We start from the raw sequence: 25,242 nt of genomic DNA, 5'->3' as shown, positions 1-25,242 counted from the left end.
CTCGCACCACTAGTCCTCAAGGGAAGAGAGCCACGATGACCGTCGACCCGTCCGACCCCGAGACCTTCGAGGCCGAGGTAACCGCCGACCACACCATCGGCGACAGCAGCACCGAAGCACCCGAGGCCGATGCCGCGGAGCAGCAGACCGAGCTGACGCCGCGCGAGGACGACTCCTTGCAGGACGCGGACCCGGCAGCGGGCAGCGAGGCGGACCTGGCCGAACAGGCCCGCGTCGTCAGTCTCGACGAAGACGACTATCGCTGAGCTGCCCGTGTTTGCCCTGCTACGCACGGCTTTCACGGCCATCCGGTCCGTGAAATTCTCCGCTCGTACCGCGCACATCACGGTTACCGAAAAGTACGATGGCCGCGCGGCGCACACCGCACATTCACGATCATGGGAGGCGGCGTGACAGCCATCGAGCAGACAGAGGCAGCGCGCCCGCGGGGCACACGCCTGCCGCGTCGTGCCCGACGCAATCAGTTGCTGGGCGCGGCGCAGGAGGTATTCGTCGCGCAGGGGTATCACGCGGCGGCGATGGACGACATCGCCGAGCGGGCCGGAGTCAGCAAGCCGGTGCTCTACCAGCACTTTCCCGGCAAGCTCGACCTCTACCTCGCCCTGCTCGACCAGCACTGCGAATCACTGCTCCAGTCCGTCCGTACGGCGCTGGCGTCCACCTCGGACAACAAGCTGCGCGTCGCGGCCACGATGGACGCGTACTTCGCGTACGTGGAGGACGAGGGCGGCGCGTTCCGGCTGGTCTTCGAGTCGGACCTGACGAACGAGGCCGCGGTCCGCGAGCGCGTGGACCGGGTGACTCTCCAGTGCGCGGAAGCGATCTGCGAGGTCATCGCCGAGGACACGGGCCTGCCCCGTGACGAAGCGATGCTGCTCGCGGTGGGCCTCGGGGGCTACTCCCAGGTGGTCGCCCGGTACTGGCTCGCCAGCGGCAGCACGGTCCCGCGCGACAAGGCGGTGGAGCTGCTGACCTCGCTGGCCTGGCGCGGTATCGCGGGCTTCCCGCTGCACGGCCTGGAAGGCAGCTGACGCCGGCCCGGGGCCGGGATCACGGATCCCGCGTTCTGTTCCCGATCTCTGTTCGCTACCGGCGTGCAGCGGCGGAACCGTACGCATCGCCTCACCGGGCTAATGTGTGCTGAGTACGGCGCGGCAGGCCGCGCACATCACTGACCGTCGGAGGGACAAAGCCGTGGAGGTCAAGATCGGCGTGCAGTACGCGCCCCGCGAGATCGTGCTGGAGAGCGGCCAGAGCGCCGAGGAAGTCGAGCACGCGGTGTCCGAGGCGCTGACCGGCAAGTCGCCGCTGCTGAGCCTCGTGGACGACCACGGCCGCAAGGTCCTGGTTCCGGCCGACCGCCTCGCGTACGTCGAGCTCGGCGAGCCGACCGCACGCAAGGTGGGCTTCAGCGCCCTGTAGTCCGGGGCGCTGCACGCAGGACGAAGTACGGGAACGGCCCGGTGGTGACAACCACCGGGCCGTTCCCGTGTGTTGGCTCCGACCTGATGTGTGGTGGCTCCGACCCCATGCGCCGACTGCGATGTTCCGACGCGGCCCGTGCGGGAACCCTATGGAGGATTGCATTCCGGCCCCCGGGGGTAAGACCGGCTACGACCGTTTTGCACCTGGCCGCGAGGGAGGGAACACCCTGTGATTCTGGAAGCACTCGGATCCGCACTGCTCGGTTTCGCCCTGGCATGGGTTGCGGCCCACCGACTGGCCCACCGGCTCCCCGCACGCAACCTGGTCCTGTCGACCGGGGCCGCGGGCGCAGTGATCGGGTCCTTCGTCACGCACATGGCCCTGGGCGCGGGCCACGCACTCGGCACGCTCGTGGGCGCGGTGGCCGTGGCGGCCGCCCTGCTCTCCCTCCTGCTCCGCCCGAGCAGGAGCCGCCTACGCCGTCGCTCAGCGACGGCGTAGGGCAAGAAGCCCCGGAAGGGGCGCGGGGAACGGCGCGAACAGCCTCCACGCACCCGCAGAGAACGGGGGACATCCGCCCCCGAAGGGGCGCGGGGAACGGCGCGAGCAACCAGGACGCGCCCGCAGAAAAAAGAGAGGCACCCGCGCCCGAGGGGGCGCGGGGAACGGCGCGCCCAGCCACGACGCACCCGCAGAGAAACACCGCACCCCCCAGCGGAGCGCTACGCGGCGAGCCCCAGCGCAGCCATCCGCTTCGTGTGCGCCTCGGTGATCCGCGAGAACATCCGCCCGACCTCGGCGAGGTCGAAGCCGTCGGCAACGCCCCCGACCAGCATGGTCGACAGGGCGTCCCGGTCGGCGACGACCCGCTGCGACTGCGAGAGCGCCTCGCCCATCAGCCGCCGCGCCCACAGCGCGAGCCGCCCGCCCACCCGCGGATCCGCGTCGATCGCGGCGCGGACCTTCTCCACGGCGAAGCTCGCGTGCCCCGTGTCGTCGAGCACCCCGAGGACGAGCCCGCGGGTGTCGCCGTCGAGCCGCGCGGCGACCTCGCGGTAGAAGTCACTGGCGATCGAGTCGCCCACGTACGCCTTGACCAGGCCCTCCAGCCAGTCGGACGGCGCCGTCTGGCGGTGGAAGCCGTCGAGCGCGGCCACGAAGGGCTCCATGGCCTCGGTCGCGTCCGCGCCGATCGCCGAGAGCCGGTCCCGCAGCTGCTCGAAGTGGTGGAACTCGGCCGACGCCATCTTCGCCAGCTCCGCCTTGTCGCCGAGCGTCGGCGCCAGCTTCGCGTCCTCCGCGAGCCGCTCGAACGCCGCGAGCTCTCCGTAGGCGAGCGCTCCGAGCAGGTCCACGACCGCGGCGCGGTAGTTCGGGTCGGCGGCGGCGGTCGTCCAGTCCTGGGCGGCGATTCCCTTGGGTTCGGCAGGCGTGTCAGCGGCGGTGTCAGGCGTCTCCATAAACCGCACAATAGCCCGCTCGCAGCAACGTGTAAGGGCCTGGTCAGTGACTGTGACGACGACTACGTGACCAATTCGCCAGACACGGCTGCGAGATTCCGGGGTACAGTGGTAATGCGCCTGCCGAATATTCGACGGGCCGTACGAATGAGGATGCCCGGTCGGAGGCCCGATCGGCTCCGACCCGACAGCCCTCCAGGCGGCCCGCACAGTGCGGACGGCACGAGGAGGGAACCTCAGCGGTACGAGCGCTCGAGCGCAGGCAGTGGTCCCGCGCCCCCGGCCCCGCCCCCCAAGCAGCCGGCGGTAGTGGCACGGTCACGACCCCCAGCGTTCGCCTCGGACTGCGTCCACAGAAGAGGCAATGCCCTGACTACGACTTTCCGCGATCTCGGAATTCTTCCCGAGACGGCCGAGGCCCTTGAGGCCGTCGGCATCATCAGCCCTTTCCCCATCCAAGAGATGACGCTGCCCGTGGCGCTCTCCGGGACCGACGTCATCGGCCAGGCCAAGACCGGCACCGGCAAGACGCTCGGCTTCGGACTGCCGCTCCTGGAGCGCGTCACCGTCCCCGCGGACGTCGAGGCGGGCCGGGCCAAGCCCGAGCAGCTGACCGACGCCCCGCAGGCGCTCATCGTCGTCCCCACCCGTGAGCTGTGCCAGCAGGTCACGAACGACCTCCTGACCGCCGGCAAGGCGCGCAACGTCCGCGTCCTCGCCATATACGGCGGCCGTGCCTACGAGCCGCAGGTCGAGGCCCTCAAGAAGGGCATCGACATCGTCGTCGGCACGCCGGGCCGGCTGCTCGACCTCGCGGGCCAGAAGAAGCTCAACCTCAAGCACATCAAGTGCCTGGTCCTCGACGAGGCCGACGAGATGCTCGACCTGGGCTTCCTGCCCGACGTCGAGCGCATCATCAACATGCTGCCGCCCAAGCGCCAGACGATGCTGTTCTCGGCGACCATGCCGGGCGCGGTCATCGGCCTGGCCCGTCGCTACATGTCGCAGCCCACGCACATCCGCGCCACCGCGCCGGACGACGAGGGCCAGACCGTCGCGAACACCAAGCAGCACGTGTACCGCGCGCACAACATGGACAAGCCCGAGATGGTCTCGCGCATCCTCCAGGCCGAGGGCCGCGGACTCGCGATGATCTTCTGCCGCACGAAGCGGACCGCCGCGGACATCGCCGAGCAGCTCGAGAAGCGCGGCTTCGCCTCGGGCGCCGTGCACGGCGACCTCGGCCAGGGCGCCCGCGAGCAGGCGCTGCGCGCCTTCCGCAACGGCAAGGTGGACGTGCTCGTCTGCACGGACGTCGCCGCGCGCGGCATCGACGTCGGTGGCGTCACGCACGTCATCAACTACCAGTCCCCCGAGGACGAGAAGACCTACCTGCACCGCATCGGCCGCACCGGCCGCGCGGGCGCCAAGGGCATCGCGATCACGCTGGTCGACTGGGACGACATCCCGCGCTGGCAGCTGATCAACAAGGCGCTGAACCTCGGTCTCAGCGACCCGGTCGAGACGTACTCCAGCTCTCCTCACCTGTACGAGGAGCTGAACATCCCGGCGGGCACGAAGGGTGTGCTGCCGCGCGCCGAGCGGACCCGTGCCGGGCTCCGTGCCGAAGAGGTCGAGGACCTCGGCGAGACGGGCGGCAAGGGTGGCTCGCGCGGTCGCGACCGCGGTGGTCGTGACGGCCGGGACAGCCGTGACCGTGACCGTGGTGGGCGCGCCGCCGAGGCGGAGCGCGAGCCGCGTGAGGCGCGTACGCCGCGTCGCCGCCGCCGCACCCGTTCGGGTACGCCGCTGGAGGCTCCGGCGGCAGTGGTCGCCGAGGCCGCCGCTCCCGCACCCGTGGCCGCCCCCGCCGCCACCGAGCCGACGGAGCCGCGCACGCCGCGTCGCCGCCGCCGGACGCGGAGCGGTTCCGAGGCGGCGGAGGCCGCGGTCGCCACGGTCGAGGCCGTGGAGACCCCCGTGGCCGAGGCCCCCGTGGCCGAAGCCCCGGCGACGAAGCCGCGCCGCAGGACCCGCAAGGCCGCGGAAGCGGTCGTCGACGCGGTCGAGGCAGTCGTGGAGACGGCGGAGCCGGTCGCGACGAAGCCGCGCCGCACTCGCAAGACGGCGGCGCCCGCCGTCGACACGGCGGAGACGGCCGAGGCCGTCGTGGAGCCGGTGGCGACGAAGCCGCGCCGGACCCGCAAGGCCGCCGAGCCCGTGGCCGAGACGGCGGAAGCCGCCGAGGCCCCGGCCACCAAGCCGCGCCGCCGCACCCGCAAGGCCGCGGAAGCGGCCGTCGACGCGGTCGAGGCCGTCGTGGAGACGGCGGAGCCGGTCGCGACGAAGCCGCGCCGCACCCGCAAGGCCGCCGAGCCCGTGGCCGAGACGGCGGAAGCCGCCGAGGCCCCGGCCACCAAGCCGCGCCGCCGCACCCGCAAGGCGGCCGAAGCGGTCGTCGACACGGTCGAGGCCGCGGAGATCCCCGCTCAGCCGACGGAGGAGACGAAGCCCCGCCGCCGGACGCGCAAGGCCGCGGAAGCTCCGGCTGCCGCCGAGGAGACGGCGGTCGCGAAGCCGCGCCGCCGCACCCGCAAGGCGGTCGCTGCGCCGGCCGAGGAGAGCTAGACCGCTCCGCGAAGGCGAACCCACGAGAAAGGCCCGGCCCCCGAGGGGGGGACCGGGCCTTTCCCGTACCCGCACACCGCCCAGGGCGACCCAACCCCCGCCCCGCAAGAACGCCTCGGCGGCTAACCTCGACCCATGAGCAGGCCCCCCACCTTCATCCCACCCCCCGGCGTGGACGCCCGCGTCCTCAAGACGGCCAGGGGCGACTTCGCCGTCCTGGAGGCCCGCCCGGCGGGCGAGGCCAAGGGGACCGCCCTCCTCCTCCCCGGATTCACCGGCAGCAAGGAGGACTTCATCGCCCTGCTGAGGCCCCTCGCAGAGGCCGGGTACCGGACCATCGCCGTGGACGGTCGCGGACAGTACGAGAGCACGGGCCCCACCGACGACGAATCCCCTTATGAACAAGGGGAGTTGGCCCAAGACGTCCTCGCTCAAGCCGACGCCGTGGGCGGCACCCCGCACCTCCTCGGCCACTCCCTCGGCGGACTCATCGCCCGCGCCGCCGCCCTCCGCGCCCCGGCGGACACCTTCGCCTCGCTCACGCTGATGGCCTCGGGCCCGGCCCGCATCGCGCCGTCGCAGCAGGCCCGCGCCACGATGCTGACGGACGCGCTCGGGGTCCTGTCGATGGCCGAGGCCTGGGCGGCCATCCAGGCCATGGATCCGCCGGAGGACGCCGACCTCGACGGCACCGCCCTGCGCGATCGCTGGCTGCGGCACAGCCCCGCCCAGCTCATCGCCACCGGCAAGCAGCTCTGCGTGGAGCCCGACCGCGTCACGGAACTGGCCGCCGTCCCGCTGCCCAAGCACGTCGTCTCCGGCGAGCGCGACGACACCTGGCCCATCCCCTGGCTCGACGACATGGCGGCCCGCCTGCACGCCCACCGGACGGTCATCTCCGGGGCCGAGCACTCCCCCAACACCGACCGCCCCGCGGAGACGGCTGCCGCCCTCATCACCTTCTGGGACCGGACGGCCAAGCGGCCCTGACGGACCACACCGGCACCGACGACCCCCGCTAATACTGCGTCTGAAGGTGCTCCCAGAACCCGTCCCGCAGCGCCCGCCGCAGATCCGACTGCCCCCGCAGCGAGTACGCGAGCAGCTTCTCGGCCTCCACCAGGAGCTCCTGGTCCACGGAGCCGGGCAGGTACGGATGGCCCGGCAGCAGATCCACCAGGGCCTCACGGCCCCGCGCCGCCAGCCACTTCGCGGCGATCTGCGCGCCCACGAACCGCACGTCGTCCCGCGCGGGCCGCGGCGTGCCCGCGTTCTCGTAGGTGGTGTACGTCGAGACGTTGCGCCGGGAGACGTACGGCTTGAAGAAGTCGAGGTCGAACGTGCGCTGGCTGTCGACCTCCCACAGCAGCGGCTCCGCCTGATTGCGGCCCTCGGCCGCCTCGATGCCCCACAGATGGACCCGCGCGCCGTACCCCTGCGCCGCCTCGACCGCCGAGACCAGGTCCTCGTCGCCCCCGATCAGGGCCGCGTCACTGATCGCGCGGTGCCGGGCGAGCGACTCCAGATCCGTCCGGATGAGTGAGTCCACGCCTTTCTGCTGATTGTTCGCGTTGAGGTTGCCGAGCCGCACCTTGACGTCAGGCAGCTCCGCGATCGACTGCTGCTCGACGGTGTGGATGCGGCGCCGCGCGCCGTCGTACCAGTAGACGCGCAGCAGACGGCTGTCCGCGAAGATCGTGCGCGCCTTGTCGATGAACGCCTCGATCAGGCCCTCCGCGTCCAGGTCGAAGGCGCGCCGGTCCTCCGTGCCGACCGCGAGCCGGCCCGCCGCCGCGTAAACGTACCCGGCGTCGACAAAGATCGCGTGGGTGGACGGCGTCTTCGCCACCTCGGCGAGCACGCGCTCCAGGAGTCCGTTGGCCCGCTCCAGCTGAGCGCTGATCTGGGCGCTGATCTCGATCTCGTCGTTCATCGGGGCCATTGTCCCGTCGGTCACGCAGCGAACACAACCGGTCTCGCTACTCGCGAGTAATTAGCCTGTCGAAAAATTTCTTTAGCGTAGGGAATGTTTGCTGGGGGCAACTCGTTGTACCCGTATGGAACGCCGGACACAGCTGTCCCGGTGGCCACTCCAGTAGTTCTCCTTCAGGAGGATGACCAGACGAAGGGAGAAGCCATATGCGCTTCGAAATCATGCGACTCGACGACGTCGACGGCTCCGCCGTGGACCGGACCGTCGTAGACGCCGCCTCCGTCAATCGGATCGTGCAGCAGGCCGCAGCGATCGGCCAGCGCATCTATATCCGACCGGCCGAATCCCCGGCCTCGTAACGCACAGGTTGAGATACAGGTTGAGGGGCCCCCGTACACCTTTGGTACGGGGGCCCTTGGCATGCCCGGGAGGGTCGGGAGAGCCGGGCGCACCGACCGGCAGGCCCGGGAGAGCCGGGCCGCGCCGCCGGCCCGCGCCCGGCGCGCGGGTCTAGCCGCCGTTGATCACCTGCGTCACGCCGTTGATGATCTGCTGCACGGCGATCGCGGAGAGCATCATGCCCGCGAGCCGCGTCACGAGGACCACGCCGCCGTCCTTGATGACCCGGATGATCAGCAGCGAGTAGCGCATCACCAGCCACAGCACGACGTGCATGGCCACGATGGCCGCCCAGACGGAGATCTGCGTGCCGAGACTGTCGGCGTCCTGCACGGCGAGGATGACCGAGACGATCGCGCCGGGGCCCGCGAGGAGCGGCATGCCGAGCGGGACGAGGGCGACGTTGACGTCCTTGGTCTGCGTCGGCTCGTCCGACTTGCCGGTGAGCAGGTCGAGCGCGATGAGCAGGAGCAGCAGCCCGCCCGCGATCATCAGCGCGGGGACGGAGACGTGCAGGTAGTCGAGGATCTGGTGGCCCAGGACCCCGAAGACCGCGATCACGCCGAAGGCGACGCACACGGCCTGGAAGGCCATCTTCTTCTGCACCTTGGCGGGACGGCCGGAGGTGAGTCCGAGGAAGATCGGGGTGATCCCGGGGGGATCCATGATGACGAAGAGGGTGAGGAAGAGGGATCCGAAGACGGCAGCGTCGAACACAGTGATGGCCTTGCAGTGAGTCGTACGAGAGTGCCGCGCGGGGGCGGCGGAAAAGGTGGGGAGCGGAGCCGCGTTACGCGGACGGGCCTCCGCCCGCGCCCGGCACCGGGAACGCCCCGGTCGCCCGGCGCGTGATCTCCCCGTAGATCTCGGGGTCGGTGGTGAACTCCCCGAGGACACAGGTCTTGCGGCTGCCGTGGTAGTCGCTCGACCCCGTGGCCAGCAGGCCGAGGTCCGCGGCGAGGCCGTGCAGCCGGGTGCGGGTGGCGGGCTCGTGGTCCATGTGGTCGGCCTCGATGCCGTCGAGGCCCGCTGCCGCCAGTTCCGCTATCGCCGACTCCGGCACCACCTGACCGCGCTTGACGGCCGCCGGGTGCGCGAAGACGGTGACACCGCCCGCCGCCTTGACCAGGCGGATCGCGTCGAAGGGGTCCAGTTCGTGCTTCTCGGCGTACGCGCGGCCGCCGTCGGCGAGCCAGTCCCGCGTGAAGGCGTCCGAGACGGTGGGCACGACGCCCAGTTCCACCAGGGCCTCGGCGATGTGCGGGCGGCCGACCGAGCCGTCGCCCGCGATGCGCGCGACCTGCTCCCAGGTGACGTCGACGCCGAGCTCCCGTAGCTTGCCGATCATCGCCTTGGCGCGGGGCACGCGGTCGTCGCGCACCAGCTCGCGCTCACGGGCGAGTTCCGGCTCGTCGGGGTCGAAGAGGTACGCCAGCATGTGCAGGCCCACGCCGTCGAGGCGGCAGGAGAGTTCGGCGCCGGTGACGAGGGTGAGGTCCCGGTCGAGGGTCGCGAGCGCCGCGACCGCCTCCGCGTGCCCGCGGGTGGTGTCGTGGTCCGTCAGCGCGACGACGTCGAGACCGGCCGCGGCGGCGTTGCGCACCAGCTGGGCCGGGGTGTCCGTGCCGTCGGACGCGGTGGAGTGGGTGTGCAGGTCGATGCGCACGACGCGGACTCCAGGCTCTGACGGGACGGACGGGACGGACGGGTCTGACGGGTCTGGCGGTGCTGACAGATCTGCCGGGCCGGCCGCACTGACGGGGCCGGCTGACCGATCTGACGAGGGGGACGCTCAAGGATAACGGGACTCGACCGTTCCGCCGCCCGCTCTCAAGGAGACACCTCTCACCCCCGCACGCCCCCCAAGGAGACACCCCTCACCGCCGCCCGGCACCGACGCGCCACCCGGAAAAGACCGCACGGCCGTCCGCCCCGCCCGCCACGCGCCGCACCGGGTCGATCAGCCCGCGCCCCTCACCCTCACCCTCACCCTCACGGCGACAGAATCCGCGGCGAAAGCGCCCCGCACGGCAGCAGGTCCACCTCGGCTCCCGCGTCCCGCAAGTCCGTGAGCACCAGTTCGTCGTACATCAGGAGCCCCGACTGCTCCGGCCACGCGATCGCCCACAGCCACAGGCCGCGCGCCTCGCCCGCGAAGACCGCGCGGTCGTCCGGCGTGCCCGCCACGTGCCACATCGGGGTCGGCCGGCCCGCCGCGAGGAGCTTGGCCTGCGGCGGCTTCTCGACGTTCAGATAGGGACCCGGGTCCGGGCCGTCCACGCCCGCGTACCGCGCGCCGAGGCCGACGCCGAGCTCCTCGGCGACCAGGACCAGCTCGCCCATGCCGCCGAGCGGCGCGGGACCCGAGCAGGCCACGACGGTCGCACGGCCGCCACTGCGGTCGTCGCCCGCGCAGGCCACGCCCGTGAACAGCCAGCCGACCGGCAGCGGCCACGGCATCCACACCGGTACCTGAGCGCGGTGCACCACGACCTGGAGGGCCTCGACGCTGGGCGGGATCACAGGTTGCAGCGGATGTACCGTCCCGTGCACATCACACTGCCAGGAATCGGCAAAGAGACCGGGAGCCCTGACCCGGCCACCACACTTCGGGCAACTGGGTTCGCCCCTCATAACGACCAACGGTCCTCCCCGGCCGTCGCCCCGTCAAGGACGATCACCCGTCCGGTGGCCCCACCACCAGGGGAAACTAGATGTAGCTTGCATCTTTTAGCTTGGCTAACTAATATGTGCATACGTCAACGATCTCGACGGAAGCCACCAGGTACGCCGCTAAGGAGCAGGCATGAACAGCAGCACCGGAGGTCCCGCGGAAGGGGACCCGTTCGACGAGGGGGCGACCAGTCTGCTGCGTCAGCCGAAGGCCGTCTGGGCCACCGCGGGCGCCTCGGTCGTCGCCTTCATGGGCATCGGGCTCGTCGACCCGATCCTCCCCTCCATCGCCAAGGGTCTGGACGCCTCCGCAAGCCAGGTCTCCCTGCTCTTCACCTCGTACTTCCTGATCACCGCCGTCGCGATGCTGGTGACCGGGTTCGTCTCCAGCCGGATCGGCGGCAAGAAGACCCTGCTGCTCGGCCTCGCGCTCGTGGTGGTCTTCGCCGGCCTCGCCGGAACCTCGGGATCGGTCGGCGAGCTCGTCGGCTTCCGCGCGGGCTGGGGGCTCGGCAACGCGCTCTTCGTGTCGACCGCCCTCGCCGTCATCGTCGGCGCCGCGGCCGGCGGCAGCGCCGCCGCGATCCTGCTCTACGAGTCGGCGCTCGGTCTCGGCATGGCGTGCGGACCGCTGCTCGGCGCGGTGCTCGGCAACGCCAGCTGGCGCTACCCCTTCTTCGGCACCGCGGCCCTGATGGCGGTCGGCTTCCTGTGCATCACGGCGTTCCTCAAGGAGCAGCCGAAGCCCGCGGAGAAGACGTCCCTGCTCGCGCCGATCAAGGCGCTGGGCCACGGCGGGCTCGCCTCGGCCGCCGCATCCGCCTTCTTCTACAACTACACGTTCTTCACGGTCCTGGCCTTCACGCCGTTCGTGCTGAACATGACCCCGTACAAGTCGGGTGCGATCTTCTTCGCCTGGGGTCTGCTGCTCGCGGTGTTCTCGGTGCTCGTGGCCCCGCGGCTCCAGGCGCGGTTCGGCTCGCTGAAGGTGCTCGGCGGTTCGCTGGTGCTCCTCGCGGCGGACGTCCTGGTGCTCGGGTACGGCGACCACGCCACGGCCATCGTCTGCACGATCCTGTCCGGCGCCTTCATCGGCGTGAACAACACCGTCTACACCGAGCTCGCGCTCGGCGTCTCCGACGCGCCGCGCCCGGTGGCCAGCGCCGGTTACAACTTCGTCCGGTGGTTCGCGGCCGCCGCCGCGCCGTTCTTCGCGCCGAAGATCGAGGAGTGGAGCGACATCCACGTGCCGTTCCTGGTCGCGGCCGTCACGGCGGTGCTCGGCGCGGTCGTGGTCTGGGTCCGCAAGGACTCCCTCACCCACGAGGCGGCCCGGCTCGAACCGCGGCACGCGACGGAGGACGGCGTCACCGTCTTCGCCAACTGATCATCCTCGTACGGGATTTCGGTCCAGGGAGCTTCGGTCCCGGCACCGTCAGTCCAGGGACACGGACTTGCGCAGCGGATCGCGCAGGTCCGTCCCGCTGTTCAGCCAGCGCTCCTGCAAGGCCTGCGCGCCGTGCACCCGCTTCCACGCGCCCTCGTTCGGCGTCATGGGCAGCAGCGGCAAGAACCGTACGGGCTCCATCGGCTCGTCGAGCTCCAGGTCCTCCACCAGGCCGCCGGGCTCCGCGACCAGGACCGAGGTGAACTGCGCCCCGGGCCACAGCGGTTCGCCCACGTCGAGCGAGGCGCCGGGGGCCACGATCAGGCCCTCGACCTGGGGTGAGGCGGCCAGTACGGCGAGGGGGCGCAGCACCTTGTCCGTGTCCGCCTCGCCGCCGCGCACGGAGAGGATCAGCTCGGCGCGCGGGCCCTTGACGGGGTCGGCCAGGGCGGCGGTGGGGTCGGCCATCGGCTGGGCCGACATGCCGAGCGTGGCGTACCGCACCACGTCGCCGTCCGTGAAACGCAGCACTTCGACGCGGTCGGTGCCGAGGAAGGTCACCGCGGCGCGGGCGTCCGGTTCACCGAGGCCCGTGCGGAGACGGGCTTCGACCAGAGCAAGAACATCAGCCATGCCGCGAGCATAGAACTCGTCAGTGGCGGGTAAAGGCGGGGCTTGACACTTCAGTCGGCTGATAGTGTTGGCCGCTGGTCCCGGGCAGCACGCAGAGCGCGCTCTCAAGCCCGGGCAGATGACTTCGCGCGCTACGCGCTTGGGACTTCCCCCACGGGGGACCGGCCGGAGGAGGTGGGGCTGCCATGGATCGAAGTCGACCGTGCAGTACCACCCGTTCTTCCGTCTGACACCTCACGCAGCCCTGTAGCTGCCACTGTGCGCCCGTACTCCCCGTGCTCGCGTACGACGGAAGAGCACTTCGTTTCCACCTGATCTCTCTGAGTTCTCTGAATCTGAGTCAGTAGCGAAGCTGCCACCGCGATGGTGCGGTGCTCCCCGCTTTGTGGACGTGCCAAACATCCTCAGCAGGACGTCCCCATTCCGGGTAGTTCCACCCGCCGCCGGCGGCCTCCGTCAAAGGAGCCTGCCCATGTCGATGATCCGTGACCTCCGCGCCGCCGTCCGCCCCTCGCTCCGCAAGGACGGCGGCGCCTACAACTCGTACGACCCCACGCGCGACCCCACCGCCGCCTCCGCCGTCGTCGACTGTGCCGTCTACCGCGACGGGCGCCGCGCGGCCTGCGACGACACGCTCACGCCGCACGAGGCGATGCTCCAGGTGCGGCGCGACGGCGGCTTCGCCTGGATCGGCCTGCACGAGCCTACCGAGGCCGAATTCTCCGGTATCGCCGCCGAGTTCGGGCTGCACCCCCTCGCCGTCGAGGACGCGGTCCACGCCCACCAGCGGCCCAAGCTGGAGCGCTACGACGACACGCTGTTCACCGTCTTCAAGACCATCCACTACGTGGAGCACGCCGAACTCACCGCCACCAGCGAGATCGTGGAGACCGGCGAGGTGATGTGCTTCACCGGGCGGGACTTCTTCATCACCGTGCGGCACGGCGGGCACGGCTCGCTGCGCGGCCTGCGCCGCCGCCTCCAGGAGGAGCCCGAGCTCCTGGCCAAGGGCCCGTCCGCCGTCCTGCACACCATCGCCGACCACGTCGTCGACGGCTATCTCGCGGTGGCCGACGCCATGCAGGACGACATCGACGACGTGGAGACCGAGGTGTTCTCCGCGCCGGGCAAGGGCACCTCGCGCGGTGTCGACGCCGGGCGGATCTACCAGCTCAAGCGCGAGGTCCTGGAGTTCAAGCGGGCCGTGTCGCCGCTCCTGCGTCCCATGCTGCTCCTGAGCGAGCGGCCGATGCGCCTGGTCGACCCGGACATCCAGAAGTACTTCCGGGACGTCGCCGACCACCTGGCCCGCGTCCAGGAGCAGGTCGTCGGCTTCGACGAACTGCTCAACTCGATCCTCCAGGCCAACCTCGCGCAGGCCGCGGTCGCGCAGAACGAGGACATGCGCAAGATCACCTCCTGGGCGGCGATCATCGCCGTGCCGACGGCGGTCTGCGGGGTCTACGGCATGAACTTCGACCACATGCCCGAGCTGCACTGGCGCTTCGGCTACCCGATGGTCCTGGCCCTCATCGCGGGCGCCTGCTGGACCATCCACCGCACCCTCAAGCGCAACGGCTGGCTCTAGGGCCTCTCGTCCCGGCCCGGCGCTCGTCGATAGGCTGCGCGCATGACAGAAACGCTGCTCGCCCAGGCCCTCGTCGAGGAGGCCACCAAGAAGTCGGGCCTCATCTGGGTGCGCGGCGAGGAGCCCGCGCGCGCCCTGTGGCACGTGTGGCACGAGGGCGCGGCGCACCTGATCGGCGACGGCCCCGGCGAGCAGCCGCTGCCGGGTCTCGTCGACGGCGGCACGGCCGAAGTGACCGTACGCAGCAAGGACAAGGGCGGCCGGCTCATCGCGTGGACGGCGAAGGTGACCGAGCTCGCGCCGCGCTCCGCGGCGTGGGAGGCGGCCGTCGCCGAGCTCAAGGGCAAGCGCCTGAACGCCCCCGACGGCGAGCGGATGCCGCAGCGCTGGGCGGACGAGTGCCGGGTCGTGAGCGTCACCCCGCAGGACACGATCACCGACCTGCCCGACGGCTCCCTCGCGGCCCCGCCCGTGCCGACCGGGGCGACCACCCGCAAGCCGGTGCCCGAGGCGCTGCCGCGGCTGCTGTTCAAGCGCAAGAAGCGGCGGGGCCAGAAGCCGTCGTAGGCCGGTCTACGAGTCGGGCAGCTGCTCGCCGTAGTCCACCATCTCGTCCGCGTCCGGCTCGCCGAGGGAGAAGTCCCTGCCCCAGTCGCTGAGCCGCAGGGTGCCCGCGTCACCGGCGCGCACCAGGCGCAGCGGGTAGGGCTTGCCCTTGAGGGAGACGTCCAGGGTGCCGCCCGCGCCCTTGTCGCCGGTGATCTTGATGCTGGGGTTGCCCGACGTCGTGCCGCGCTCGCCGGTGGCCAGCTTGCCGTGCAGGGTGAGCATGCCGTCCAGGAGGACGTCCTTGTCGGTGAAGCCGCTCAGCTGCCGGTAGGCCGGGTCCTCCTCGGGGACCTTCACGTACTTGCCGTCGAGCTTGGCCGCGGCGTCGTCGTCCGCCTTGCCGGGCTTCTGGCCGCCCTTGGCGTCCTCGTGCGTCCAGAAGGCGGAGTCGGCCATCAGGAAGAGCTGCTTGCCGACCCGCAGCAGCTGGAACGTCTCGCCCTTCGAGGTGACCGAGCCGGTGCCGCCCTCGTCCTTGAGGCGCATGTCGAGCTTGTACGTGTGGCCCTTGCTGACCAGCGTGCCCGAGAGCCGCACCGCGGGCGCCGCGTCGGCGGCGGCGCGGGACTTGCTCTGGATCTTCGCGGCGGAGAGCTTGCCGATGCCGTTCGTGCCGGCGTCCGGGTCCTCCTCGCTGCTGCACCCGGTCAGACCGGCGGCCCCCAGGACGAGACCCGCGCACATCGCGCTCACGAGTGCCGTCTTACGGGCGCGGCGGACCGGGGGAATCGCTGACACAGGGGGCGCTGCCTCTCGTGGGGACGACGGCTACGGCTACGGCAGTACGGCAGCGTACCCGTGCTGACTAGGTGGATCGTCGCCAGTGCGGTCGGACGCTCCGCCGGGGCGTATCCGACCGGGACGGGCTAGCCTGAAGCCCGCATTGCCCGACAGAACGACACAAAAGCCCACGAGCGGACCAGGCCGGACCAGAGCAGAGGAGGCGCGCGCAATGGCGGCAAGCACCTCCCGGGTCTTCGTCTCGCATCTGGCCGGCACCGCCGTCTTCGACCCGAACGGCGACCAGGTGGGCCGGGTGCGCGACCTGGTGGCGATGCTCCGGGTGCAGCGCAGACCGCCCCGCCTCCTCGGCCTGGTCGTGGAGCTGTCCACGCGGCGCCGCATCTTCCTGCCCATGACCCGGGTGACCGGCATCGAGTCGGGCCAGGTCATCACGACCGGCGTACTGAACGTACGCCGATTCGAGCAGCGGCCCACCGAGCGGCTCGTGCTCGGCGAGATGCTCGACCGGCGGGTCAGGCTCGTCGAGTCGGACGAGGAGGTGACCGTCCTCGACGTGTCGGTCCAGCAGCTGCCGGCCCGCCGCGACTGGGAGATCGACCGGGTCTTCGTGCGCAAGGGGAAGGGGGGCACCTTCCGGCGCAAGGGAGAGACCCTCACCGTCGAGTGGGGGGCCGTGGAGGGTTTCTCCCTGGAGGAGCACGGCCAGGGCGCCGAGAGCCTGCTCGCCACCTTCGAACAGCTGCGCCCGGCCGACCTGGCCAACGTCCTGCACCACCTGTCGCCCAAACGGCGGGCCGAGGTGGCCGCGGCGCTCGACGACGACCGGCTCGCGGACGTCCTCGAAGAGCTGCCCGAGGACGACCAGATCGAGATCCTCGGCAAGCTCAAGGAGGAGCGCGCCGCCGACGTCCTGGAGGCGATGGACCCGGACGACGCCGCCGACCTGCTCGCCGAGCTGCCCGAGGACGACAAGGAGCGGCTGCTCACGCTGATGCAGCCGGACGACGCGGCCGACGTGCGGCGCCTGATGGCGTACGAGGAGCGCACCGCCGGCGGTCTGATGACCACCGAGCCGATCGTGCTCAGGCCGGACGCGACGGTCGCCGACGCCCTCGCGCGGGTGCGCCAGCAGGACCTGTCCCCCGCGCTCGCCGCGCAGGTCTACGTGTGCCGCCCGCCGGACGAGACGCCGACGGGCAAGTACCTGGGCACGGTGCACTTCCAGCGGCTCCTGCGCGATCCGCCGTACACGCTGGTCAGCTCGATCCTCGACGACGATCTCCAGACCCTCGCGCCGGAGACCGCGCTGCCGCAGGTCGCCGGGTTCTTCGCCACGTACGACATGGTGGCCGCGCCCGTCGTCGACGAGGGCGGCTCGCTGCTCGGCGCGGTCACCGTCGACGACGTGCTCGACCACATGCTGCCCGACGACTGGCGCGAGACCGAGTTCCATGCCGCCGGCTGACCGCGAGCGGGACGGCCGCCCCGAGCCGCGGACCGCGCCCCGCTTCCGGCTCGACCAGCCCCGGCCGCCGCGCCGCAAGTTCCTGCCGGAGTACGACCCCGAGGCCTTCGGCCGGCTGTCGGAGCGGATCGCGCGGTTCCTGGGCACCGGGCGCTTCATCGTCTGGATGACGGTCACGATCATCGTGTGGGTCGCCTGGAACGTCTGGGCGCCCGAGGTGCTGCGCTTCGACCCGTTCCCCTTCCTGTTCCTGACCCTCGCGCTCTCCCTCCAGGCGTCCTACGCGGCTCCGCTGATCCTGCTCGCGCAGAACCGGCAGGACGACCGGGACCGGGTCAACCTCGAACAGGACCGCAAACAGAACGAGCGGTCCATCGCGGACACCGAGTACCTGAGCCGCGAGATCGCCTCGCTGCGCATGGGCCTGGGCGAGGTGGCCACCCGCGACTGGATCCGCAGCGAACTCCAGGACCTGGTCAGGGAGCTGGAGGAGCAGCGCAGGGGGCCTCGCGCCGTATTCCCGGCCGAGGAGAGCGGCGGGCGTGACGTAGGCGACCGTTGACCGCTCTTTCCGGGGCGGGGTTACCGCGCCGTACTATCGGTTGTATGGCTACGGAAGACGCGGTGCGTGAAGCACTGGCGACGGTGAACGACCCCGAGATCCACCGACCCATCACCGAGCTGGGGATGGTCAAATCGGTGGACATCTCCCCGGACGGGGTGGTGGCGGTCACCGTGTACCTCACGGTCTCCGGGTGCCCGATGCGCGAGACCATCACGAAGAACGTGACCGACGCGGTCGCCGCCGTCGAAGGCGTCACGCGCGTCGACGTCACCCTCGACGTGATGAGCGACGAGCAGCGCAAGGAGCTGGCGAGCGCGCTGCGCGGCGGCACCGCCGAGCGCGAGGTGCCCTTCGCCAAGCCCGGCTCGCTGACCCGTGTGTACGCCGTCGCGTCCGGCAAGGGCGGCGTCGGCAAGTCCTCGGTGACGGTGAACCTCGCGGCCGCGATGGCGGCGGACGGCCTGAAGGTCGGCGTCGTGGACGCGGACATCTACGGCCACTCCGTGCCCCGGATGCTGGGTGCGGACGGCAAGCCCACCCAGGTCGAGGACATGATCATGCCGCCGTCGGCGCACGGCGTGAAGGTCATCTCGATCGGCATGTTCACCCCGGGCAACGCACCGGTCGTCTGGCGCGGCCCGATGCTCCACCGCGCCCTCCAGCAGTTCCTCGCGGACGTCTTCTGGGGCGACCTGGACGTCCTCCTGCTCGACCTGCCCCCGGGCACGGGAGACATCGCGATCTCCGTGGCGCAGCTCGTCCCGAACGCCGAGATCCTGGTCGTGACGACGCCCCAGCAGGCGGCGGCCGAGGTCGCCGAGCGCGCGGGCTCCATCGCCGTACAGACCCATCAGAAGATCGTCGGTGTCGTCGAGAACATGGCGGGCCTGCCCTGCCCGCACTGCGGCGAGATGGTCGACGTCTTCGGCACCGGCGGCGGCCAGCGGGTCGCCGAGGGCCTCACGAAGACGACGGGCGCCAGCGTCCCCGTCCTCGGCTCCATCCCGATCGACGTCCGCCTGCGCGAGGGCGGCGACGAGGGCAAGCCGGTCGTCCTCACCGACCCGGAGTCCCCCGCGGGCTCCGCGCTGCGCACGATCGCGGGCAAGCTGGGCGGCCGCCAGCGCGGCCTTGCGGGCATGACGCTGGGGATCACCCCGCGCAACAAGTTCTGAGGCTTCCTCCGGGCTTCTGTGCCGTACGCCGATGGGGGCGCCGCTCGTCATGAGCGGCGCCCCCATCGGCGTACGTGTGCGGTGGCCGGGCTAAGCGGCGTACTCGTGGATGTCCTTGACCACCGAGAAGCCCAGGCCGTACGCGCTCATGCCGCGCCCGTAGGCGCCCAGGGGCACGCCGTCCCGGGTGGAGCCCGCGAGCACCCAGCCGAACTCCGACTCGCGGTAGTGGAACGAGGTCGGCACCCCGTCCACCGGGAGCGAGAGCGTCGACCAGTCCTCGCCCTGAAGATCGTCCGCGAGCACCCAGGCGGTCTCGGTCTGCTGGTCGAGCCAGTCGTCGCGCAGGCTGTGGTCCATCTGGCTGGGCCAGGTGAAGGACAGCAGCCCCACACCGGCGAGCCAGGCCGCGGACGACACCGAGGTCGCCTCCAGCAGGCCCGTGCCGTCCGGGCTGCGGCGCACGGGGTTGGCCGCGACGGTCACCACGACCGCGAAGCGCTCCTTGTCGCTGCTTCCGAAGGGTCCGTCACTCCGTACCGACGGCTCATCGCCGTGCCCGATGGAGCCGTGCTCCACCGCGCCGTCCGCGGCGGTGCCGACCTGCATCAGCCAGCGCTCGCCCGTGAAGGCCTCGTCGAGGCCGTACCAGGGGAAGGGCGCCAGCAGATAGCTGTCGACCGTGCGCCGGGCGGAGGGCATCGCTTGTGCGGTGCCGTCCGCGGCCGGCGCCTGTGCGCCTACGCGACTTGTCGTCTCCATGTACCCGGCCGCCTCCTCGTTCTCATCGGTCCGCAGGGCCCGCCCCCCTCGGGCGTCCTCAGCCGGACAACAAGGCAGGATAGCCACACCCGTTCCGGAAGCTGGGACACCGGTCGGCGTACGGGTGTCCGGAAAGACGTGCCGCGGGGTGGGTCGGGGGGCGTGCCGCGGGTGCCGCGGAGGAGGTCAGGTGGCGTCCGCGTCGAACGGCGGCGGGTCGGCGGGCGCGGCCTTGCCGGACTTCTTGTCCATGTCGACGGGGGCGCCGGGGCCGTCCTTCTTGGCCATGTCGACGCGGCCGCCGGCGGCGCCGGACGTGCCGTCCGAGCCCTCGGAGGATTCGCTCTCCCGCCCGTGGACGGCGTCCGTGACCTCGGCCATCTCCTTCTTGAGGTCGAAGCCGTTCCGGATTTCCTTCAGGCCCAGCTCGTCGTTGTCGAGCTGCTTGCGGATGAAGGTCTTCGGATTCAGGTCCTCGAACTCGAAGTCCTTGAATTCCGGGCCCAGTTCACTGCGTATATCCGCCTTGGCGCTGTCCGAGAATTCCCGGATCTTGCGTATGGTCCGCGAGGCGTCCTGAATGAGCTTGGGCAGCTTGTCCGGGCCGAAAACGAGCACGGCGAGGACGACCAGCGCCACTACCTCGAGCGGGCCAATGTCTGAGAACACCTTGAGCTCCTTGCCATCCGGACCGGGTCCACGGTACCCGGCGTTCCTGTCCGTCCGGTAGCCGCTGGGCGACGGACGTGGATCAGTTCCCGTCCGATGCGCCGAGCACCAGCGTCACTTTCCGGTCCTTTCCCGCTCGCCGGACGGTCAATTCAAGGCTGTCCTTCGGGCGGTGGGCGCGGATCTTCACGATGAGTTCGTCGCCGGAGTGGATGCGGCGGCCGTCCACGGCGGTGATGACGTCGCCCGCCTTGATCCCGGCACGGTCGCCGGGGCCGCCCGTGTTCACGGCCGGGCCGCCGTCCTTGCCCTTGTCGCCGACGCGGGCGCCGTCGCCGTTGTACTCCATGTCGAGCGTGACGCCGATCACGGGGTGCACGGCCTTGCCGGTGTTGATCAGCTCCTCGGCGACGCGCTTGCCCTGGTTGATGGGGATGGCGAAGCCGAGGCCGATGGAGCCCGCCTGGCCGCCTTCGGGCGCGGAGCTGTCGTCGGCGGAGCGTATGGCGCTGTTGATGCCGATGACGCGGGCCTCGGAGTCCATCAGAGGGCCGCCGGAGTTGCCGGGGTTGATGGGGGCGTCGGTCTGGAGCGCGTCGACGTAGCTGACGTCGCTGCCGTCGCCCTTCTCCCCGCCCGCGGTGATGGGGCGCTCCTTGGCGCTGATGATGCCGGAGGTGACGGTGTTGGGCAGGTCGAAGGGGGCGCCGATGGCGACCACGGGGTCGCCCACCTGCACGTCCTCGGAGTTGCCGAGGGGCAGCGGCCTGAGCCCGCGTACGCCGGAGACCTTGACCACGGCGAGGTCGTACCCCGTGTCGCGGCCGATGACCTCCGCCTTGGCGGTCTGGCCGCCGCTGAAGGTCACCGTTATCTCGCCGCCGGTCCCCGCGGGCTCCACGACGTGGTTGTTGGTGAGGATGTGGCCCTTGCCGTCCAGGACGAAGCCGGTGCCGGTGCCCTGGGCGTCGTCGCCGCTGACGTGCAGGGTCACGACGCCGGGCAGCGAGCTCGCCGCGATGCCGGCGACGCTGTCCTTGGCGCGGGCCTTGTGCTCGGAGTCCGCCTGCGGCAGCTCGATGTCCGAGACGCCGGCGTTCCGCTCCAGGTAGGCCCCGAGGGCCCCGCCCAGGCCTCCGGCCACGAGGGTGATGACGGCGATCCCGACGAGAATGACCCGCCGCCCCCGCTTCCGCTGCCGCTCCTTGTCCGCGGCAGTCACGGGAACGGCCCCGTTCTGCTGAAGGGGCGCGTTCCAGGGGTCATAGGCCTGCCGGGGCGGGACGGCTTGGGGGTGGGGCTGGGGGTGGGACGGCTGCGGGGGCTGGGGACCCGGGTGGGGCTGGGGCTGCGGGGTGCCGTGGGGCGGGGTTCCGCCGTGGTTCGCCGCCGGGACCTGCGTGCCGTGGGCGGGGGTCGCCGCCGGGTGCTGCACGGGCGGAGCGGGCGCCCAGGGACCGGGCTCACCATAGGGCGGAGTGCTGTACGGGTCGGGATCGTGCAACGGACGAGGCCGGTCGGCGGAAACGCCGGGGGCGGAGGCGTCCTGCGACGGGCCACCGGAGCCGGAACCACCGCCCACCGGGACCGAGGCCCCCGAAGCCGAGCCACCGGGAGCGGCGTCACCGGGGGCACGGCCGCCGGGGGCAGTGCCCGTCTGGCTGGGAAAACCCGGATCAGGAGTTCCTCCCGCCGGGACCGAGGCACCCAAAGCCGGACCAGCAGGAGCGGCGTCACCGGGGGCAGGATTACCCGGCCCTGCGGGAGCACTACCCGCCTGAGCGGGAACGCCCGGCCCGGGAGCGCCGACCGCCGAGGCCGAGGCCCCCGAAGCCGAGCCGCCGGGAGCGGCGTCGCCCCGGGCAGGGTTGCCCGGTCCGGCGGGGGCAGTGCCCGTCTGGGTGGGGAAAGCCGTTCCCGGGGTGCCCTGAGCCGGGGTGTCGGGAGCGGGCTCACCGTGGCCCTCGGCGGGCCCGGAGCCGGTCCCGGGGCGGGTCGTCTCGGCGCCGGCGCCGGCCCCGGGTGCAGCCGTCTCAAGGCTCGCCCCAGGCTGTGGGGCCCCCTCGGCTGCCCCCGGCAAGGTCCGGTCAGGTCCCGCGGCAGGCGGAACCGCTGCGGCCAGGGTGAAGTCGCCCGAGGCGTCTTCCGCTCGGGCGGTGCCTATGGCCTCGTCCGGGCCGCCCCGCTCCCCCTCGGAGGCCGACCTGGGGCGGCTCCACCACTTCGCCTTCGTGGGCTTGCCCTCGTCCATGCTCTCCCCACACCTGGCTCACGGCGAACGCCGATCACGTGCTCAACTCCGCGCCCGCCACACGCCTCGGGCAGGCACGGCCCACCGAGGATTCAACCAGGTTCCCGCGCGGAAGCGCAGGGCACGTCAGCGGATCTGCGAAGTGCCCTGAAGCGTGCCCTCCACGGGTGCCGACGCCGTGGCGCGCGTGGGGTCCGCCGCGTCGTTCGATGCCGCACCGCCCCCGGAGACCCCGTCCAGCCGCGGGACCGTACCCGCGAGGGACGTGCCGGGCCGGACGACCGGGGTGAGCGGCCGGATCAGCGGGGACATGATCGCCGCACCGGTCAGCATCGGCGCCGCGAACTGATGCCCCGCGGCGACGGGCTGGGGCTGCTGGACGCGAGGCCCCCGAGCGGGCACTCCGGGCAGCAGGGGCCCGGTCGCCTGCGTCGGCGCGACCGGCGCCGCGAGGACCCCGGGACGCTGGCCCTGCACGGAGAGCAGTCCACTGCCCCGGCGGCGGACGGAGTCGGGCGCCACGCTGGCGGCCGCACCCGGCGAGCGCGTCGGCGAGGCGTTGCTGTTGTTGCTGCCCGAGGTGCTGCTGCCCGAGCTGTTGCTGCTGCCGGAACCCGCGCGCGGGTCACCCGGGTCGGCGGGGATGCCCGTCGTGACGCCGCCCAGGGCTATCGCGGCAAGCGACACCGCCCCGGCCGCGGCAAAGGCGAACCGGCGCCCGCGCCACAGCGACCGCTCGGCCTCGTGGCGCCCGACGTCACGGCGGTCGACGTCATGGCGGTCGACGTCATGGATGCGGAAACCGCGCCCGGAACTCGGCAGCACCGCGGCATGGCTGCCCGATGGCGCGTAGCCGAAGGTCTCCGGACGCACGCCGAAGACACCGCTCGGCGGCAGCCCCGACTCGCTGTCCGCGGTGGCGAAGCCGCCGCCGGGAGCCTTGGGCCCGGAAGGAGGCTCACTGCCGCCGCCGGGAAGGCCTTGCAGCCGGGCGAGGAAACTCTCGGAGGGAGGCGGCGGCGCCGCCTCGGCGAAGACGCTCTTGAGCCGCCGCTGGGCGTCGGCCTCGGTCTTGCACTTCGGACAGGTCGCGAGATGAGCGAGGACCCGCTCACGCGCGTCATGGCCGAGCTCACCGTCCACCAGGGCGGCGAGTCGGTCCCCCAGATGCTGCTCGGCCAGATGCCGCTCGGCAGGATTCGACCGTGATCCACTCACGCGGTCGCGCCCCCTCCTCCCAGCGCCACGGCTCCTGCGAGCGAGCGGCGCTCGGCGCGGGCTTCGGGCGACCGGTGCTGAAGGGCCTTGCGCAGCTGCGAGCGGCCACGGTGGATACGGCTGCGGACCGTGCCCAGCTTGACGCCCAGGGTCGCGGCGATCTCCTCGTACGAGAGACCTTCGATGTCGCACAGGACCACGGCCGCGCGGAACTCGGGGGCGAGGGTGTCGAGCGCCTGCTGCACGTCCGCGTCGAAGTGCGTGTCGTTGAAGACCTGCTGCGGTGACGGCTCACGGCTGGGGAGGCGCTCGGCCGCGTCGTCGCCGAGGGCGTCGAAGCGGATCCGCTGCTTGCGGCGCACCATGTCCAGGAAGAGGTTCGTGGTGATGCGGTGCAGCCAGCCCTCGAACGTGCCGGGGGTGTAGGTCGACAGGGACCGGAAGACACGGACGAAGACCTCTTGCGTGAGGTCCTCGGCGTCGTGCTGATTGCCGGTCAGGCGGTACGCCAGGCGATAGACCCGTCCGCTGTGCGTGCTGACGATCTCCTCCCAGGTGGGCGGAGTCCACGCCTGCGATTCCGCGTCAGCGGCAAAGGTCGCGGTCTGAGCGGAACTGGCGGTGTGGAAACGGTCAGCGGTCTCGGTCACGGATTTCGGCTCACCCGCCAACCGAAGAAAGCGCTTCAGCGCTCCTCCCCGATCCGCGGACGCAGCCGCACCTCCCCTGTCGGCTCTGGTGGTGTCCAGTGGAGCCCCTACCATAACCACCTCGCCCGTTAGCTCCGGATAAGCGTTTTTACTGGAATTTGGTACGGGCTTCTTGCCCGCTGTCCTGCCTGGTCGAAGGGCCCGCAGCCAGTCTTGATCCATTCGTTACCCCCGGGGTCCGCCTACCCCTACTAAACGCCCGGTCCCATCTGCGGGTTCCCACCCCCAACGGATACAGTCACGGCCAGGCATCCACGGGGACAGGAGAGGGCCATTACCGGCAACCGGCAGACGAGCTGGGCGTTCGCCGACGCCTTTGTCGCCGAGGACGAGGCCACACGCTGGGCCCGTGACCGGGCCGAGGACGCGGGCCTGCCCTCGGTGTCTCCCGGTACCGGCGCCGCGCTGCGCCTGCTGGCCGCCACCGCGGACGCCAAGGCCGTCGCCGAGATCGGCACGGGCACGGGCGTGTCCGGGCTCCACCTGCTGCACGGAATGCGGCCCGACGGCGTCCTGACGACCGTCGACCCCGAACCCGACCGCCAGCAGTTCGCCCGTGAGGCGTTCCGCGCCGCCGGGTTCGCGGGCAACCGCGCGCGGTTCATCCCCGGCCGCGCACTCGACGTACTGCCGCGTCTCGCGGACGGCGGCTATGACCTCGTGTTCTGTGACGGCGACCGCACGGAGTACCTGGACTACCTCGCTGAATCGTTGCGCCTGCTCCGCCCCGGCGGGCTCGTCTGCTTCGAGGGCGCCTTCTCCGACGGCCGCACCGTGGACTCCGGCCCGCAGCCCGTCGAGGTGCTGCGCATCCGGGAGCTCCTGCGCACCGTGCGCGAGAGCCAGGACCTGATGCCGGCGCTGCTCCCGGTGGGCGACGGGCTGCTCTGCGCCGTCAAGCGCTGACCCTCCGCGGGGCACCGGACC

General features: G+C 71.6%; 26 protein-coding genes. 14 read left to right on the top strand and 12 right to left on the bottom strand.

What is annotated here, in order from left to right; genetic code table 11:
- Positions 1-35 precede the first annotated feature (35 nt).
- The 4 genes from QBL25_RS26895 (at position 36) to QBL25_RS26880 (ending at position 1,947) form a co-directional block, all read left to right on the top strand.
- The gene (locus QBL25_RS26895; protein ID WP_409059538.1) at positions 36-266 is read left to right on the top strand and encodes a hypothetical protein; all 231 of its coding nucleotides are present in this window, start codon (positions 36-38) and stop codon (positions 264-266) included.
- 144 nt (positions 267-410) lie between these two features.
- The gene (locus tag QBL25_RS26890) at positions 411-1,052 is read left to right on the top strand and encodes a TetR/AcrR family transcriptional regulator (protein WP_409059537.1); all 642 of its coding nucleotides are present in this window, start codon (positions 411-413) and stop codon (positions 1,050-1,052) included.
- 163 nt (positions 1,053-1,215) lie between these two features.
- Positions 1,216-1,443 (top strand): DUF3107 domain-containing protein, encoded by a 228-nt coding sequence (locus QBL25_RS26885; protein ID WP_055565193.1) that lies wholly within the window; start codon positions 1,216-1,218, stop codon positions 1,441-1,443.
- A gap of 231 nt (positions 1,444-1,674) precedes the next feature.
- Positions 1,675-1,947, top strand: a complete 273-nt coding sequence (locus QBL25_RS26880; protein ID WP_409059536.1) for a hypothetical protein — start codon at positions 1,675-1,677, stop codon at positions 1,945-1,947.
- 221 nt (positions 1,948-2,168) lie between these two features.
- Here QBL25_RS26880 and QBL25_RS26875 read toward each other — a convergent pair whose 3' ends face one another.
- A complete protein-coding gene (locus QBL25_RS26875) occupies positions 2,169-2,906 on the bottom strand; it encodes a ferritin-like fold-containing protein (RefSeq protein ID WP_409059535.1) in 738 nt (245 codons plus the stop codon).
- Positions 2,907-3,368: 462 nt separating this feature from the next.
- On the opposite strand from QBL25_RS26875, the gene QBL25_RS26870 reads away from it, so the two are divergent.
- Together QBL25_RS26870 and QBL25_RS26865 are read left to right on the top strand one after the other, a co-directional pair.
- Positions 3,369-5,534 carry a DEAD/DEAH box helicase gene (locus tag QBL25_RS26870; RefSeq protein ID WP_409059534.1) on the top strand — a complete coding sequence of 722 codons (2,166 nt, stop codon included), beginning with the start codon at positions 3,369-3,371 and terminating at the stop codon, positions 5,532-5,534.
- A 135-nt stretch (positions 5,535-5,669) separates the two neighbouring features.
- On the top strand, positions 5,670-6,524 hold the full coding sequence (locus QBL25_RS26865; protein ID WP_409059533.1) for an alpha/beta fold hydrolase: 855 nt from the start codon (positions 5,670-5,672) through the stop codon (positions 6,522-6,524).
- 28 nt (positions 6,525-6,552) lie between these two features.
- Here the strand turns inward: QBL25_RS26865 and QBL25_RS26860 are convergent, their stop codons facing one another.
- Complete coding sequence (locus tag QBL25_RS26860; protein ID WP_409062793.1) at positions 6,553-7,476, bottom strand: NYN domain-containing protein; 924 nt, start codon at positions 7,474-7,476, stop codon at positions 6,553-6,555.
- 197 nt (positions 7,477-7,673) lie between these two features.
- Between QBL25_RS26860 and QBL25_RS26855 the strand changes: the two genes are divergently transcribed.
- Entirely contained in the window at positions 7,674-7,826 is a 153-nt protein-coding gene (locus QBL25_RS26855; protein ID WP_363308038.1) for a hypothetical protein, read from the top strand.
- 151 nt (positions 7,827-7,977) lie between these two features.
- On the opposite strand, the gene QBL25_RS26850 is transcribed toward QBL25_RS26855, so the two are convergent.
- From QBL25_RS26850 to QBL25_RS26840, 3 genes are all read right to left on the bottom strand, one after another.
- On the bottom strand, positions 7,978-8,583 hold the full coding sequence (locus tag QBL25_RS26850) for a MarC family protein (RefSeq protein ID WP_409059532.1): 606 nt from the start codon (positions 8,581-8,583) through the stop codon (positions 7,978-7,980).
- A 73-nt stretch (positions 8,584-8,656) separates the two neighbouring features.
- A complete protein-coding gene (locus QBL25_RS26845; RefSeq protein WP_409059531.1) occupies positions 8,657-9,532 on the bottom strand; it encodes a PHP domain-containing protein in 876 nt (291 codons plus the stop codon).
- 326 nt (positions 9,533-9,858) lie between these two features.
- On the bottom strand, positions 9,859-10,500 hold the full coding sequence (locus QBL25_RS26840) for a DUF6758 family protein (protein ID WP_409059530.1): 642 nt from the start codon (positions 10,498-10,500) through the stop codon (positions 9,859-9,861).
- A gap of 172 nt (positions 10,501-10,672) precedes the next feature.
- Here QBL25_RS26840 and QBL25_RS26835 point away from each other — a divergent pair, with 172 nt between their 5' ends.
- A complete protein-coding gene (locus QBL25_RS26835; RefSeq protein ID WP_409059529.1) occupies positions 10,673-11,926 on the top strand; it encodes an MFS transporter in 1,254 nt (417 codons plus the stop codon).
- Between the two features lie 48 nt (positions 11,927-11,974).
- Here the strand turns inward: QBL25_RS26835 and QBL25_RS26830 are convergent, their stop codons facing one another.
- Complete coding sequence (locus tag QBL25_RS26830; RefSeq protein ID WP_409059528.1) at positions 11,975-12,559, bottom strand: suppressor of fused domain protein; 585 nt, start codon at positions 12,557-12,559, stop codon at positions 11,975-11,977.
- 472 nt (positions 12,560-13,031) lie between these two features.
- Here QBL25_RS26830 and QBL25_RS26825 point away from each other — a divergent pair, with 472 nt between their 5' ends.
- Together QBL25_RS26825 and QBL25_RS26820 are read left to right on the top strand one after the other, a co-directional pair.
- A complete protein-coding gene (locus tag QBL25_RS26825) occupies positions 13,032-14,147 on the top strand; it encodes a magnesium and cobalt transport protein CorA (RefSeq protein ID WP_409059527.1) in 1,116 nt (371 codons plus the stop codon).
- A gap of 42 nt (positions 14,148-14,189) precedes the next feature.
- Complete coding sequence (locus QBL25_RS26820) at positions 14,190-14,714, top strand: hypothetical protein (RefSeq protein WP_409059526.1); 525 nt, start codon at positions 14,190-14,192, stop codon at positions 14,712-14,714.
- Positions 14,715-14,720: 6 nt separating this feature from the next.
- Here QBL25_RS26820 and QBL25_RS26815 read toward each other — a convergent pair whose 3' ends face one another.
- The gene (locus QBL25_RS26815; protein WP_409062792.1) at positions 14,721-15,440 is read right to left on the bottom strand and encodes a hypothetical protein; all 720 of its coding nucleotides are present in this window, start codon (positions 15,438-15,440) and stop codon (positions 14,721-14,723) included.
- Between the two features lie 268 nt (positions 15,441-15,708).
- On the opposite strand from QBL25_RS26815, the gene QBL25_RS26810 reads away from it, so the two are divergent.
- Genes QBL25_RS26810 through QBL25_RS26800 form a run of 3 tightly spaced genes read left to right on the top strand, consistent with a single transcriptional unit; the run spans position 15,709 to position 18,705 of the window.
- Complete coding sequence (locus tag QBL25_RS26810; protein ID WP_409059525.1) at positions 15,709-16,965, top strand: magnesium transporter MgtE N-terminal domain-containing protein; 1,257 nt, start codon at positions 15,709-15,711, stop codon at positions 16,963-16,965.
- Entirely contained in the window at positions 16,952-17,527 is a 576-nt protein-coding gene (locus QBL25_RS26805; RefSeq protein WP_409059524.1) for a DUF1003 domain-containing protein, read from the top strand. The genes QBL25_RS26810 and QBL25_RS26805 overlap by 14 nt, the downstream gene beginning before the upstream one ends.
- 44 nt (positions 17,528-17,571) lie before the next feature.
- Entirely contained in the window at positions 17,572-18,705 is a 1,134-nt protein-coding gene (locus QBL25_RS26800; protein WP_409059523.1) for an Mrp/NBP35 family ATP-binding protein, read from the top strand.
- 90 nt (positions 18,706-18,795) lie between these two features.
- Here the strand turns inward: QBL25_RS26800 and QBL25_RS26795 are convergent, their stop codons facing one another.
- From QBL25_RS26795 to sigE, 5 genes are all read right to left on the bottom strand, one after another.
- The gene (locus QBL25_RS26795) at positions 18,796-19,467 is read right to left on the bottom strand and encodes a hypothetical protein (protein ID WP_409059522.1); all 672 of its coding nucleotides are present in this window, start codon (positions 19,465-19,467) and stop codon (positions 18,796-18,798) included.
- A gap of 186 nt (positions 19,468-19,653) precedes the next feature.
- A complete protein-coding gene (locus QBL25_RS26790; RefSeq protein ID WP_409059521.1) occupies positions 19,654-20,136 on the bottom strand; it encodes a sec-independent translocase in 483 nt (160 codons plus the stop codon).
- Positions 20,137-20,218: 82 nt separating this feature from the next.
- On the bottom strand, positions 20,219-21,847 hold the full coding sequence (locus QBL25_RS26785; RefSeq protein WP_409059520.1) for a trypsin-like peptidase domain-containing protein: 1,629 nt from the start codon (positions 21,845-21,847) through the stop codon (positions 20,219-20,221).
- A gap of 666 nt (positions 21,848-22,513) precedes the next feature.
- Positions 22,514-23,605 (bottom strand): anti-sigma factor family protein, encoded by a 1,092-nt coding sequence (locus QBL25_RS26780; RefSeq protein WP_409059519.1) that lies wholly within the window; start codon positions 23,603-23,605, stop codon positions 22,514-22,516.
- Positions 23,602-24,369 carry an RNA polymerase sigma factor SigE gene (gene sigE / locus QBL25_RS26775; RefSeq protein ID WP_409059518.1) on the bottom strand — a complete coding sequence of 256 codons (768 nt, stop codon included), beginning with the start codon at positions 24,367-24,369 and terminating at the stop codon, positions 23,602-23,604. The genes QBL25_RS26780 and sigE overlap by 4 nt, the downstream gene beginning before the upstream one ends.
- A 153-nt stretch (positions 24,370-24,522) precedes the next feature.
- On the opposite strand from sigE, the gene QBL25_RS26770 reads away from it, so the two are divergent.
- The gene (locus tag QBL25_RS26770; protein WP_409062791.1) at positions 24,523-25,221 is read left to right on the top strand and encodes an O-methyltransferase; all 699 of its coding nucleotides are present in this window, start codon (positions 24,523-24,525) and stop codon (positions 25,219-25,221) included.
- Positions 25,222-25,242: the final 21 nt, after the last annotated feature.

Source organism: Streptomyces sp. SYP-A7185 (assembly GCF_046103685.1).
GTDB lineage: Bacteria > Actinomycetota > Actinomycetes > Streptomycetales > Streptomycetaceae > Streptomyces.
The sequence above is the reverse complement of the archived record's forward strand: the minus strand, read 5'-3'. Positions and strand labels throughout refer to the sequence as shown.

Excerpts from the sequence above, each read along its gene's own strand:
- QBL25_RS26805 (WP_409059524.1), top strand. The coding sequence starts at position 16,952 with ATGCCGCCGGCTGACCGCGAGCGGGACGGCCGCCCCGAGCCGCGGACC.
- QBL25_RS26795 (WP_409059522.1), bottom strand. The coding sequence starts at position 19,467 with ATGGAGACGACAAGTCGCGTAGGCGCACAGGCGCCGGCCGCGGACGGC.
- QBL25_RS26860 (WP_409062793.1), bottom strand. The coding sequence starts at position 7,476 with ATGGCCCCGATGAACGACGAGATCGAGATCAGCGCCCAGATCAGCGCT.
- QBL25_RS26865 (WP_409059533.1), top strand. The coding sequence starts at position 5,670 with ATGAGCAGGCCCCCCACCTTCATCCCACCCCCCGGCGTGGACGCCCGC.
- QBL25_RS26895 (WP_409059538.1), top strand. The coding sequence starts at position 36 with ATGACCGTCGACCCGTCCGACCCCGAGACCTTCGAGGCCGAGGTAACC.
- QBL25_RS26800 (WP_409059523.1), top strand. The coding sequence starts at position 17,572 with ATGGCTACGGAAGACGCGGTGCGTGAAGCACTGGCGACGGTGAACGAC.
- QBL25_RS26810 (WP_409059525.1), top strand. The coding sequence starts at position 15,709 with ATGGCGGCAAGCACCTCCCGGGTCTTCGTCTCGCATCTGGCCGGCACC.
- QBL25_RS26825 (WP_409059527.1), top strand. The coding sequence starts at position 13,032 with ATGTCGATGATCCGTGACCTCCGCGCCGCCGTCCGCCCCTCGCTCCGC.
- QBL25_RS26875 (WP_409059535.1), bottom strand. The coding sequence starts at position 2,906 with ATGGAGACGCCTGACACCGCCGCTGACACGCCTGCCGAACCCAAGGGA.
- QBL25_RS26835 (WP_409059529.1), top strand. The coding sequence starts at position 10,673 with ATGAACAGCAGCACCGGAGGTCCCGCGGAAGGGGACCCGTTCGACGAG.
- QBL25_RS26820 (WP_409059526.1), top strand. The coding sequence starts at position 14,190 with ATGACAGAAACGCTGCTCGCCCAGGCCCTCGTCGAGGAGGCCACCAAG.
- QBL25_RS26830 (WP_409059528.1), bottom strand. The coding sequence starts at position 12,559 with ATGGCTGATGTTCTTGCTCTGGTCGAAGCCCGTCTCCGCACGGGCCTC.
- QBL25_RS26815 (WP_409062792.1), bottom strand. The coding sequence starts at position 15,440 with ATGTGCGCGGGTCTCGTCCTGGGGGCCGCCGGTCTGACCGGGTGCAGC.
- QBL25_RS26870 (WP_409059534.1), top strand. The coding sequence starts at position 3,369 with ATGACGCTGCCCGTGGCGCTCTCCGGGACCGACGTCATCGGCCAGGCC.
- QBL25_RS26855 (WP_363308038.1), top strand. The coding sequence starts at position 7,674 with ATGCGCTTCGAAATCATGCGACTCGACGACGTCGACGGCTCCGCCGTG.
- QBL25_RS26840 (WP_409059530.1), bottom strand. The coding sequence starts at position 10,500 with ATGAGGGGCGAACCCAGTTGCCCGAAGTGTGGTGGCCGGGTCAGGGCT.
- sigE (WP_409059518.1), bottom strand. The coding sequence starts at position 24,369 with ATGGTAGGGGCTCCACTGGACACCACCAGAGCCGACAGGGGAGGTGCG.